Source organism: Mesorhizobium sp. C120A, assembly GCF_030323105.1.
In the GTDB taxonomy this organism is placed as follows: domain Bacteria; phylum Pseudomonadota; class Alphaproteobacteria; order Rhizobiales; family Rhizobiaceae; genus Mesorhizobium.
Window position 1 is genome coordinate 6,494,945 of the sequence record NZ_CP100476.1, and the last position, 11,431, is coordinate 6,506,375.

Below are 11,431 nucleotides of genomic sequence, written 5' to 3' on the forward strand. Positions count from 1 at the left end.
CAGGCGGCGGCTGGCCGGCGATCGATATCATCCTGAAGAACACTATATGCGTGGCCCCGGACCGAAGACGCGGGCCAAATTCGCAGGTAGCAAAAGCACGCCGGCATCATGAACCCAGCTGCGCCGCGCGGAGCCAATTCCGCACCGTCGCAACGGCCGCTTGGCGATACACGCGCGCCTGATGAAGGCGACGGCGTCGACACCTCGCCCGCTATCTCCGACAGCATCGCCAAGACCACCTGTTATATGTGCGCCTGCCGGTGCGGCATCGACGTCCACATCAAGGACGGCAAGGTGCGCTACATCAACGGCAACAAGGCCCATCCGGTTAACCGCGGCGTAATCTGCGGCAAGGGCAGCTCCGGCATCATGCAGCACTACAGCCCGGCGCGGCTGAAGAAGCCGCTGTTGCGCAGCGGCCTGCGCGGCTCGGGCGAATTCCGCGAGATCGAGTGGGAGGAAGCGTTTTCGATTGCGACCGGGCGGCTATCGCATATCCGCCGGACCGATCCGAAAAAGCTCGCCTTCTTCACCGGGCGCGACCAGTCGCAGTCGCTGACCGGCTGGTGGGCGAGCCAGTTCGGCACGCCGAACTTCGCCGCCCATGGCGGCTTCTGCTCGGTCAACATGGCGGCCGGCGGGCTCTACACGATCGGCGGCTCGTTCTGGGAGTTCGGCGAGCCGGACTGGGACAATACGAAATACTTCATGCTGTTCGGCGTCGCCGAGGACCATGATTCCAACCCGATCAAGATCGGCTTGGGTAAACTCAAGGCGCGCGGCGCCAAGGTGGTGTCGATCAACCCCTGTCGCACCGGCTACAACGCCATTGCCGACGACTGGATCGGGATCCGGCCCGGCACCGACGGCCTCTTCGTCTTCGCCCTAATCCATGAACTGCTGAAGGCAGGCCGCGTCGATCTCGATTATTTGCTGCGCTACACCAACGCCCATGTGCTGGTCGTCCAGGAGCCGGGTGCGGCGGACGACGGGCTGTTCCTGCGCGACAGCGACAACAATCTTCTCGCCTGGGACAGAGTGGCGAAGACAACCGTCAACGCAGCCGATGCGGATGCGAAACCGGCGCTGACCGGCAGCTTCACGTTCGCCGGCCGCCGTTGCGTGCCGGTGTTCCGGCTTATCGCCGACCGCTACATGGACGACAGCTACGCACCCGATGCGGTCGCGGCACGATGCGGCATTCCGGCCGACACCATCCGCCGGATCGCTGCCGAACTCGCCCACGTCGCCTTCGAACAGACGATCGAACTGCCGGTTGCGTGGACCGACTGGGCCGGACGGCGGCACGAGACGATCAAGGGACGGCCGGTGTCGATGCATGCCATGCGCGGCATCTCGGCCCACTCCAACGGCTTTCACTCCTGCCGTGCCATCCACCTGCTGCAGGTGCTGCTCGGCACGGTGGACGTGCCCGGCGGCTTCCGTTTCAAGCCCCCCTACCCGCGCTCGGCGCCCCCGGGACCGAAGCCGGCCGGCAAGGTGGTCAGGCCGATGACGCCGCTCGACGGCATGCCGCTCGGCTTCGTCTGCGGGCCGGACGATCTCCTGGTCGACGAGGCCGGCACGCCTTTGCGCATCGACAAGGCTTATTCCTGGGATGCGCCGCTCGCCGCGCATGGGCTGATGCATACGGTCATCCGCAATGCGTGGGCCGGTGACCCGTACCCAATCGACACGCTGATGATGTACATGTCGAACATGGCGTGGAATTCCTCGATGAACACCGTCGAGACCATTGCCATGCTCACCGACCATGACGAAGCGGATAACTACAAGATCCCCTTCATCATCTATTCCGACGCCTATTATTCCGAGACGGTGCCGTTCGCCGACCTGGTGCTGCCCGACACCACCTATCTCGAACGTCACGACTGCATCAGCCTGCTCGACCGGCCGATCAGCCATGCCGACGGGCCGGGCGACGCGATCCGCCATCCGGTGGTCGAATCGGACCGAGATGTCAGGCCGTTCCAATCGGTGCTGATCGAACTTGGCGCTCGGCTTGGCCTGCCCGGCTTCGTCGAGGACGATGGCTCGGCCAGATATGCCGACTATGCCGACTACATCGTCAATCACGAACGCACGCCGGGCATCGGCCCGCTGGCCGGCTGGCGCGGCAAGGACGGCACTTCCGTCGGCAAGGGCGAAGTCAATCCCGACCAGTTGCAGCGCTACATCGGCAATGGCGGCTTCTGGCACCAGGATTTTGCTGAGGACCAGCGCTATTACAAGATGGCCAACCGCTCCTATCTCGACTTCGCAGAGCAGATGGGGTTCATCCCCAAGGCCGAGCCGATCGTGTTCCAGCTCTATTGCGAACCGATGCAGCGCTTTCGCCTCGCCGCGCGCGGTCATGGTCGCGTCCAGCCGACCGAGAGCGAACGCCAGCGCATCGAGACCTATATGGATCCGCTGCCGTTCTGGTTTACGCCGTTCGAAGAGGCCGCGGTCGATCCGCAGAAATACCCGCTGCATGCGCTGACGCAGCGGCCTATGCACATGTATCATTCCTGGGGCTCGCAGAATGCGTGGCTGCGGCAAATCACCAGCCAGAACCGCCTGTTCGTGCACCACCAGACCGCGGCAGTTCTCGACCTGGCCGACGACGACTGGGTGTGGATCGAAAGCATCAACGGCCGGGTGAAGGGACAGATCAAGCTGGTCGACGGGGTCAATGCGGATACGGTCTGGACATGGAACGCCATCGGCAAAAGGCGCGGCGCCTGGGGGCTGAAGGACAACGCCGCCGAGAGCAATCGCGGCTTCCTGCTCAACCACATCATCGGCGACCAGACATCGGCTGACGCGAAAGGCAAACGCTATTCGAATTCCGATCCGGTGACCGGCCAGGCGGCGTGGTTCGACCTCAGGGTACGCATCGTCAAATGCTCTGATGAGGAAGCCGGCTTCACCGAACCGCAATTCGAGCGTTTCAGCCAGCCGCCAAATGTCGAGCCTTCGCCCGACATCCTTCGCTTCGGCGCCGAGTTCCGCGTCAATAGGGAAGCCGTGGAATGACCTGCCTTCCCGCCCATACAGACAAGAAGCTTGGCCTGGTCATCGACCTCGACACCTGCGTCGGCTGCCAGGCCTGCGTCACCGCCTGCAAGGAGTGGAACACCGGCGGCCACATGGCGCCACTGACCGACATCGACCCCTATGGCGGCCGTGTCGATGGCGTCTGGTTCAACCGCGTGCACAGCTATGAGCACACGACCGAGGCGGGCGGGCGCACGGTCAACTTTCCGCGCTCCTGCATGCATTGCGAGACGCCTGCCTGCGTCACTGTCTGCCCGACCGGCGCGTCCTACAAGCGGGCGTCGGACGGCATCGTGCTGATCGACGAAAGCAAATGCATCGGCTGCAAACTGTGCAGTTGGGCCTGCCCCTATGGCGCGCGCGAATTCGATACTGACGTCGGCGTGATGAAGAAATGCACGCTGTGCGTCGATCGCATCTACAACGACAATCTGGCCGAGGAAGACCGCGTGCCGGCCTGCGTTGCCGCCTGCCCGACCAGCGCCCGGCATTTCGGCGATCTCGGCGATCCCTCGTCGGCTGTCTCGCAACTGGTGGCGGAGCGTGGCGGCGTCGACCTGATGCCGGAGATGGGCTACAAACCGACCAACAAATATCTGCCGCCGCGCGCCCAGCGCGCCGCATGGGTGCCGGCGCCAAGGCTCGAGCCAATCACGGCCGAAGGCGGTTTTCTCGGCTGGATCGACCGCATGCTTTCGAACTGACCAATGCATCCAGCCTTTTCCGTCGTCTTCTTCACAACTGCCACAGGAGCGGGCTACGGCCTGCTGGCGCTGCTTGGCGTGCTTGGCGGACTGGGTTTTATCCCGGCCCATTTCTGGCTCGGCCTTATCGGCATGGGGCTGTCGCTCGGCCTGATCGCCGCCGGCCTATTGTCCTCGACCGGCCATCTCGGCCGCCCCGAACGTGCATGGCGCGCCTTCTCGCAATGGCGCAGTTCCTGGCTGTCGCGCGAAGGCGTGGCCTCGGTCGCGACCTTCATTCCCGCCGGGCTGTTCGGCATCGGCTGGGTGTTTTTTGGCCGCACCGGAGGCTGGATGGCCATCGCCGGGTTTCTCGCAACTATCGGCGCAATCGTCACCGTCTGCACCACCGGCATGATCTATGCCTCGCTGAAGCCGATCGCGCAGTGGCATAGCCCGTATACGCTGCCGGGCTATCTCATCTTTTCGGCGATGACCGGCAGCGTGCTGTTGAACGCGCTGCTGCAGGCTTTCGCCATCAGCCCGACCGCCGTTGCGGTAGCCGCCCTGCTGCTGACCTTGCTCGGCTGGGGCTGGAAGCTGGCGACGTGGCGATACAATGACGCGCTGGAGATCGCGACCACCGCCAACACGGCGACAGGCCTCGCCGGAGGGACGGTGCGCTCGCTGGAATGGCCGCACACCGAGGAGAACTACCTGCTCAAGGAAATGGGCTTTCGCATCGCCCGCAAGCACGGTGCAAAGCTGCGGCTGATCACGCAGTTGCTGGCTTTCGCCTTGCCTGCCCTGCTGCTGCTTTCTGTCTTATTCGCTTTGCCCTGGCCATTCGCAGCGGTGCTGTCGGTGCTTGCGGCAACCGTCCAGTTCGCCGGCATGCTGGTCGAGCGCTGGCTGTTCTTCGCCGAGGCCAAGCACACCGTCACCCTCTATTACGGCCGGTAGAGCGTCCCGCCGTCAGGCGGCCCGTGCTCGTGGCGCCGCCGGCAAATCCTTAAGCAGGATTTCGATCGCGGCATCGATTACAGCTGTCCTGCGGTCGTGCGCGTAAAGGCCGTATTGGACCGTGAGCGGCTCGGGCAGGCCGGCTGACGTCTTCAGCACCCGCATCGAAGCAGTGCGCACGGATTCGGGCGGAAGCAGTCCAACGCCCAGTCCGTTCTCGATCGCGGCCTGAAGGCCGGTGACGCTCTGGCACGACAGGACGATCCGGTGCTCCCGGCCGGCGGCGACCAGCGCCTCGATCATCCGCCTGCGCCAAGGGCAGGTTGCGCCGAAGGCGGCGAGATCGAGTGGCCGGTCATGGTCCAGCACATAGTCCTGGGCGCAGACCCACTGCAGTTCGACGTTCCATGTCGTCACGGCATCGGCCGCGACGACGGATGTCGGGGCAATCATGACATCCAGCGCATCCTCGCTCCACAGCCGTCCCAGCGCGACGCTGTGCTCGACCATCGCGTCGAGGCTGATGTCGGGATAGGTGCGATGCAGCCGCCCAAGCGCGGCCGAAAGCGCGGCCGTGGTGACCTCTTCGGCAAGACCAATACGCACGCCGCCGCCAATGCTAGCCTGCTGCAGACGCGCCACCGCTTCGTCGCCGAGAGCGAGGATGCGGGTCGCGTATCCCAGAAAGAGCTCTCCCGCCGCAGTCGGTACGACACCGCGGCCGGTGCGCTGGAACAAGTGCCGTTGGAGCAGGCCCTCCAGCCGGCGCATCTGCATGCTCATCGCCGATTGGGTCTTGCCGGTCTGCGCGGCGACCCTGCTCGGGCTACCTTGCCGGCAGACCGCGACATAGGTGCGGAGAAGGTCGAGGCCGATCTGCTCAGATATCATTTTATTTGAACTCTGATGTCATAGGTATCAGTCTAAAATGATATCTCGCCACGCGCTATCTCACACTCAAGAGAAACAGCGCAGGGAAGAAAACCATGAAAGCGATCCGTGTTCACCGCCATGGCGGGCCAGATATGCTCGCCTACGAAGATGTCGACATCGGCCAGCCCGGACCGGGCGACGTGCGCGTACGCAACCGGGCGGTCGGCCTCAACTTCGTCGACATCTATTTTCGCACCGGCGAATACGCGCCGCCCGCTCTGCCATTCATTCCCGGCAATGAAGGCGCCGGCGAAATCGTCGCCGTCGGTGAAGGCGTCAGCGGCTTCGCGCCTGGCGACCGAGTCGCCTATGTCGAGACGCTCGGCGCCTATGCCGAAGAACGCATCGTGCCCGCGCATTTCGTCGTGCATCTGCCCGACGCCATCGATTTCGAGACAGGTGCGGCGATGATGCTGAAAGGGCTGACGGCGCAATATCTGCTGCGCCGCACGTTTCGCGTCGAGGCGGGCCATACCATCAGGGTGCATGCCGCGGCGGGCGGCGTCGGCCTCATCCTGACGCAATGGGCCAAACATCTCGGCGCGACCGTCATCGGCACGGTCGGTTCACCCGAAAAGGCCGAACTTGCGCGCGCCAATGGCTGCGACCATGTCATCGACTACAGCAAAGAGAATTTCGCCGCACGGGTGAAAGAGGTCACCAACGGCGAAGGCTGCCACGCCGTCTATGACGGCGTCGGCAACGCGACCTTCCCCGCCTCGCTCGACTGCCTGCAGCCGTTCGGCACCTTCGTCAGCTACGGCACAGCGTCGGGGTCGATCCCGCCCTTCGACATCATGCTTTTGATGCAAAAGGGTTCGCTGTTCGCCACCTGGCAGTTGCTGTTCCATCATCTCGCCAGGCGTGAGGACGTCGTCGCCATGAGCGAGGATCTGTTCAGCGTCGTCCTCAGCGGCGCAGTGAAAATCCCGGTGCACACAAGCATGCCGCTTGCCGAAGTGGCGGAGGCGCACCGCCGGCTCGAAGCACGGCAGACGACAGGCGCAACCGTGCTTATACCGTAGAAACTCAGCCCGGCCGCAGCATCGAACCGGAAATGGCGAAGATGCGCGCGGCGCCCATCATATAAGCTATCAACGTCTCGCGGCGGAACAGGCCGGCATAGGCGCGGTCGAGCACGTTGAGCGAGCCGGTATAAGCGCCGAAGGCCGGCATGATCATGCGGCCGCCATCGCCGGCAAAGCAGCGCCGCCGCACCGAGCGGCCCTGCTGGACGATGCGGGCGCAAGGGTGAAGATGGCCGGCAACTTCGCCCTCGGTTCTTATCTTCGACGGCTCGTGGCGGAACAGCAGCGAGCCGATGGCGAGTTCGCGCACCGTCTCGCCGGGCAAATCCGCCGGCGCTTCCGGGTCATGGTTGCCGGCGACCCAGAACCAGTCGCGGCCGGCCATCAATGCTTCCAGCCGATCGCGGAAGGTTTGATGCATGCGCTCGGCGCCGCCGCCGTCGTGGAAGGAGTCGCCCAGGCTGATGACGATGGCCGGCTGGTAGTCCGCGATTACCGCCTGCAGCCGGAGCAGAGTGGCGCCGGTATCGTAGGGCGGGATCAGTGCGCCGCGCCTGGCGAAGGACGAGCCCTTTTCCAGATGCAGGTCGGAGACCGCGAGCAGCCTCAGATCGGGGAAATAGAGCACGCCGCGCGAATCACAGACCGCGCGCTCGCCCGCGATGCCGACAAAGTCGGCCTCGGCGATCAGCGATGCCCGCGCCAGCGAAAAATTCATTCCTCAACCATCCCAGGACCCATGGCTTCCTCGACCAAAGTCGCGGCATCCATCAGCAGCGTTTCGTCGGCCTCGCCGTTCACCGGCATCTTGCCGATTTCGAGCATGATCGGCACGGCCAGCGGCGATATCTGTTCGAGTGCCTTATGCACGATTCGACCCTGGATACGCGAGAGCATGTCGGCAAGTCTGCTGACATCGAGCAGACCGGTCGCCGCGTCGGCGCGCGTCGCCTGCAGCAGGATGTGGTCGGGCTCATGGCTGCGCAGCACGTCATAGATCAGATCGGTCGAGACGGTGACCTGGCGGCCGCTTTTCTCCTGGCCGGGGTGACGTTTCTCGATCAGGCCTGAAATCAGCGCGCAGTTGCGGAAGGTGCGCTTGAGCAGCCAGCTGTCGGCCAGCCAAGCCTCGAGGTCGTCGCCCAGCATGTCCTGGTCGAACAGAGCGCCAAGCGAAGGTTTCCGCGATTTGAACATCGCGCCCATATCGCCCAGCGACCAGATGGCCAATGCGTAGTCGGTGGCGACGAAGCCAAGCGGCCTGGCGCCGGCCCTGTCCAGCCGGCGGGTGAGCAGCATGCCGAGCGTCTGGTGCGCCAGCCTGCCCTCGAAAGGATAAGCGACGAGATAGTGACGGTTGCCGCGCGGAAAGGTCTCGATCAAGAGGTCGTCGCGTTTGGGCAATACCGATTTGTCGGCCTGGAACCGCAGCCAGTCCGATACCTGCTCGGGCAGCTTCTTCCAGCGCTGCGGGTCGTCCAGCATGGCGCGCACCTGCTCGGCGAGGTAAGTCGAAAGCGGAAATTTGCCGCCGCCATAATAAGGAACCTTGGCGTCGCTTCCCGGCGCATTCGAGACGAAGCATTCGTTCTCGCGGATGCCTTCGAAGCGCAGCACTTTGCCGGCAAACATGAAGGTGTCGCCATGCGTCAGCGTTTCGAGGAAGGCCTCCTCGATCTTGCCCAGAGCCCGGCCGCCGTGCGAAGCCGAGCCTTTGCTGCCGGCCTTGACGTAACGCACATTGAGCGCCGGCACCTCGATGATGGTGCCGACGTTCAGCCGATATTGCTGCGCGACGCGGGGATTGGAGACCCGCCACATGCCGTCCTTGTTGAGGCGGATGCGGGCGTAGCGCTCGTAGTTCTTCAGTGCGTAGCCGCCGGTGGCGACGAAATCGATGACGCGGTCGAATGTCGGCCGGTCGAGGCTGGCATAGGGCGCTGCTGTCAGCACTTCCTCGTAGAGATCGTCGGCGCGAAACGGCGCTCCGCAGGCGCAGCCCAGCACATGCTGGGCCAGCACATCGAGCCCGCCATTGACCAGCGGCGGCGTATCCTGGGCGCCCAGATAGTTGGCGTCCAGCGCTGCCCGGCACTCCAGCACCTCGAAACGATTGGCCGGGATGAGGATCGCCTTCGACGGCTCGTCCATGCGGTGGTTGGCACGGCCGATGCGCTGCGCCAGCCGGCTGGCGCCCTTGGGCGCCCCGACATGCACGACCAGATCGACGTCGCCCCAATCGATGCCGAGATCGAGCGTCGAGGTGGCAACGATGGCACGTAAGGCATTGTCTCCCATCGCCTTCTCGACGCGGCGGCGCTGGGTGACATCGAGCGAGCCGTGATGCAGCGCGATCGGCAAGGTATCCTCGTTGACCCGCCACAATTCCTGAAACAGCAGCTCGGCCTGGCTGCGGGTGTTGACGAACAGCAGGGTGGTCTTGTGGCGCTTGATCTCGCGGTAGATTTCCGGCGTCGCATAGCGCGCCGAATGGCCGGCCCATGGCACGCGCTCTTCCGAATCGAGGATCGAGATTTCGGGCTTCGCGCCGCCGGTTACGACGATGAGCTCAGACATATCGGGACTTGCCAGGCCTTTGGGCGGATTCTGGCTCACCAGCCAGCGCCGCAACTCGTCGGGCTCGGCCACCGTTGCCGACAGACCGATCGTCTGCAGGCCGGGCACGATTCTGCGCAGCCGCGCCAGCCCGAGCGCCAGCAGATGGCCGCGTTTCGATGTCACCAGCGAATGCAACTCGTCGAGCACGACATAGCGCAGATCCTCGAAGAAGCGCCCGGCATCGCCGGCCGCAATCAGCAGCGCCAATTGCTCGGGCGTGGTGAGCAGGATATCGGGCGGCGCCAGCTTCTGGCGCTGCCGCTTGTGGGAAGGCGTGTCGCCGGTGCGCGTCTCGATGGTGACGGGCAGGCCGATCTCCTCCACCGGCTTGCCGAGGTTGCGCTCGATGTCGACGGCCAGCGCCTTCAGCGGCGAGATGTAGAGCGTATGGATGCCGCGCCGTGCCATACCGGCTTTGCGTCTGGGGCGGTTGGCCAGTTCGGTCAACGTTGGCAAGAAGCCGGCCAGTGTCTTGCCGGCGCCGGTCGGTGCGATCAAGAGCACCGATTGCCCGGCTTGAGCCTTCGCCAGCAGCTCGATCTGGTGAGCGCGCGGCGACCAGCCTTTTTCGCCAAACCATCTGATGAATGGCTCGGGCAGAAGGACGGCGGCATTTTGTTTGGCAAGGCGCGGCTGCTCGGTCACGCGAAAGAGGTAGCGCGACGGCGCGCGATCGCCAAGGAAAATCGGAACAAAAGGTGATCGGGTGAGTTGCCCTCACCCCGTACGGGGAGAGGATGCCGGCAGGCACGTGAGGGACAGCGCGAGCTTTCAATCGCTGGCGCCGCCCCTCATCCGCCCTTCGGGCACCTTCTCCCCGTGAACGGGGCGAAGGAAGAGGCGCTAAGGCCGCCGAAACCCAGTCGGCCCGCCATAGAGATACCCAATCCGATTAACCGCATCCTTCAGCCCTTCGCGCGAGACCAGCATGGTGTGGCCGTTGGCGTGGATCATGGTCTCGGCGTCGGTCATAACGGCGACATGCCCCTTCCAGAACACGAGGTCACCGCGTTTTAGCCCGGCATAATCGGATCCCGGATCGAGCGGCTCGCCCAGGCCTGCCGCCTGCATGTCGGAATCTCGAAGCACATTGCGGCCGGCCATGCGCATGGCCAGTTGCACGAGGCCAGAACAGTCGATGCCGAAGCCGGAGGTGCCGCCCCAGAGATAGGGCGTGCCGATAAACATCTCGGCGACCGAGACATAGTCGGCGGCGATATCGCTGACCGGGCGCACATGGCCGGCGATCAGCGCCTCGCCGGAAGGCAACAGCGCATAGTGCGTGCCGCGCGTTTCGGCAGCGCCCCTCACCGTCACCGTCGAGCCCATCGACAATTGCCCGCTGATCGGAAAGCGCAGATCCGGGCCTGGATAGAGAAAAGTGCGCGGCGCCGTGACGATGTGGGTTGGCGCATGCTCGCGTGCGCCCAGCATGGTGGCGCCGACGTAGCCGACATAGCCGTCGCGTTCGGCCTGGACCCAGGCCCAGCCTTCGGCTTCCTCGAAGACAAGCACATCGTCGCCGAACAGTACCTGCGTGTTGACGCCGGCATCCGAGCGCGGTGCCTTGCGCACGTCAGCCACGGAGGCCGTGATCCGAGCCCGACGGCCGGTGACGAAGCGATCGGCCGAAACCTCCCCTTTCAGCCTTGCATCGGCGAGGTCGGAACGGAAGGCGTGGAGGCGGGCATCCCTGGCAGTCAAATCGGTACTCGTTCTAATTCATGGATTGATCAGATGGGCAGTTCATGAGCCCTGGCAACGATACCATCCCCGAAGCGCTCGACAAAGAGCGCGCCTTCGACCGTGCGCCGGATCAGCACATTGCGCTTGTCGAGCTCGTCGCGATGGCGTGACACCAGTTTCAGCGCACCCATCGTGTCGAGGGCGCGGGTGATAACCGGCTTGGTAACATTGAGGCGGGCGGCTAGACCGCGCACCGTGTGCGGCGGCGGGTCGAGATAGATGGTGAACAGGATCGCCGTCTGGCGCATGGTGAGATCTGGCGCGCCGGCGCGCACCTGCGACAGCATCACCTGCTGCCACAGCCGCATCGCCTGGCTCGGACGCATCGAAATCGACATCGCCCGAGCATGACGGCAAATTGTTTCGGTTCCGTTTCAGTTTTGGTGGCCGTCTCAGGGC

The 11,431-nt window shown here is 64.4% G+C and carries 10 protein-coding genes; 5 read left to right on the forward strand and 5 right to left on the reverse strand.

Annotated elements, in window-relative coordinates:
* Positions 1 to 108: 108 nt before the first annotated feature.
* The 3 genes from NL532_RS31425 to NL532_RS31435 are packed head-to-tail and all read left to right on the forward strand — an operon-like array spanning position 109 to position 4,706.
* Entirely contained in the window at positions 109 to 3,039 is a 2,931-nt protein-coding gene (locus NL532_RS31425; protein ID WP_023828437.1) for a molybdopterin oxidoreductase family protein, read from the forward strand.
* Positions 3,036 to 3,764, forward strand: coding sequence for a 4Fe-4S dicluster domain-containing protein (locus tag NL532_RS31430; RefSeq protein WP_023828438.1), 729 nt, complete (start codon positions 3,036 to 3,038; stop codon positions 3,762 to 3,764). Before NL532_RS31425 ends, NL532_RS31430 begins: the two co-directional genes overlap by 4 nt.
* Before the next feature lie 3 nt (positions 3,765 to 3,767).
* On the forward strand, positions 3,768 to 4,706 hold the full coding sequence (locus tag NL532_RS31435) for a dimethyl sulfoxide reductase anchor subunit family protein (RefSeq protein ID WP_023688708.1): 939 nt from the start codon (positions 3,768 to 3,770) through the stop codon (positions 4,704 to 4,706).
* A 12-nt stretch (positions 4,707 to 4,718) separates the two neighbouring features.
* On the opposite strand, the gene NL532_RS31440 is transcribed toward NL532_RS31435, so the two are convergent.
* Positions 4,719 to 5,597, reverse strand: coding sequence for a LysR substrate-binding domain-containing protein (locus NL532_RS31440; RefSeq protein WP_023828439.1), 879 nt, complete (start codon positions 5,595 to 5,597; stop codon positions 4,719 to 4,721).
* A gap of 95 nt (positions 5,598 to 5,692) precedes the next feature.
* Here NL532_RS31440 and NL532_RS31445 point away from each other — a divergent pair, with 95 nt between their 5' ends.
* Positions 5,693 to 6,664, forward strand: a complete 972-nt coding sequence (locus NL532_RS31445; protein WP_023828440.1) for a quinone oxidoreductase family protein — start codon at positions 5,693 to 5,695, stop codon at positions 6,662 to 6,664.
* Between the two features lie 4 nt (positions 6,665 to 6,668).
* Here NL532_RS31445 and pdeM read toward each other — a convergent pair whose 3' ends face one another.
* A complete protein-coding gene (gene pdeM / locus NL532_RS31450; protein ID WP_023669598.1) occupies positions 6,669 to 7,385 on the reverse strand; it encodes a ligase-associated DNA damage response endonuclease PdeM in 717 nt (238 codons plus the stop codon).
* The gene (locus NL532_RS31455) at positions 7,382 to 9,886 is read right to left on the reverse strand and encodes a ligase-associated DNA damage response DEXH box helicase (RefSeq protein WP_245270190.1); all 2,505 of its coding nucleotides are present in this window, start codon (positions 9,884 to 9,886) and stop codon (positions 7,382 to 7,384) included. Before NL532_RS31455 ends, pdeM begins: the two co-directional genes overlap by 4 nt.
* On the opposite strand from NL532_RS31455, the gene NL532_RS31460 reads away from it, so the two are divergent.
* Positions 9,794 to 9,988, forward strand: coding sequence for a hypothetical protein (locus NL532_RS31460; protein WP_245260071.1), 195 nt, complete (start codon positions 9,794 to 9,796; stop codon positions 9,986 to 9,988). The two genes, NL532_RS31455 and NL532_RS31460, sit on opposite strands and share 93 nt — an antisense overlap.
* A 141-nt stretch (positions 9,989 to 10,129) precedes the next feature.
* Here NL532_RS31460 and NL532_RS31465 read toward each other — a convergent pair whose 3' ends face one another.
* Together NL532_RS31465 and NL532_RS31470 are read right to left on the reverse strand one after the other, a co-directional pair.
* Entirely contained in the window at positions 10,130 to 10,990 is an 861-nt protein-coding gene (locus tag NL532_RS31465; RefSeq protein WP_023828442.1) for a C40 family peptidase, read from the reverse strand.
* Positions 10,991 to 11,019: 29 nt separating this feature from the next.
* On the reverse strand, positions 11,020 to 11,370 hold the full coding sequence (locus tag NL532_RS31470) for a MarR family winged helix-turn-helix transcriptional regulator (protein WP_023669596.1): 351 nt from the start codon (positions 11,368 to 11,370) through the stop codon (positions 11,020 to 11,022).
* Positions 11,371 to 11,431 lie beyond the last annotated feature (61 nt).

Bases quoted from the DNA above. Each gene is read 5' to 3' on its own strand.
- NL532_RS31440 (WP_023828439.1), bottom strand. From the start codon at position 5,597: ATGATATCTGAGCAGATCGGCCTCGACCTTCTCCGCACCTATGTCGCG.
- NL532_RS31425 (WP_023828437.1), top strand. From the start codon at position 109: ATGAACCCAGCTGCGCCGCGCGGAGCCAATTCCGCACCGTCGCAACGG.
- NL532_RS31445 (WP_023828440.1), top strand. From the start codon at position 5,693: ATGAAAGCGATCCGTGTTCACCGCCATGGCGGGCCAGATATGCTCGCC.
- NL532_RS31435 (WP_023688708.1), top strand. From the start codon at position 3,768: ATGCATCCAGCCTTTTCCGTCGTCTTCTTCACAACTGCCACAGGAGCG.
- NL532_RS31430 (WP_023828438.1), top strand. From the start codon at position 3,036: ATGACCTGCCTTCCCGCCCATACAGACAAGAAGCTTGGCCTGGTCATC.
- NL532_RS31470 (WP_023669596.1), bottom strand. From the start codon at position 11,370: ATGTCGATTTCGATGCGTCCGAGCCAGGCGATGCGGCTGTGGCAGCAG.
- pdeM (WP_023669598.1), bottom strand. From the start codon at position 7,385: ATGAATTTTTCGCTGGCGCGGGCATCGCTGATCGCCGAGGCCGACTTT.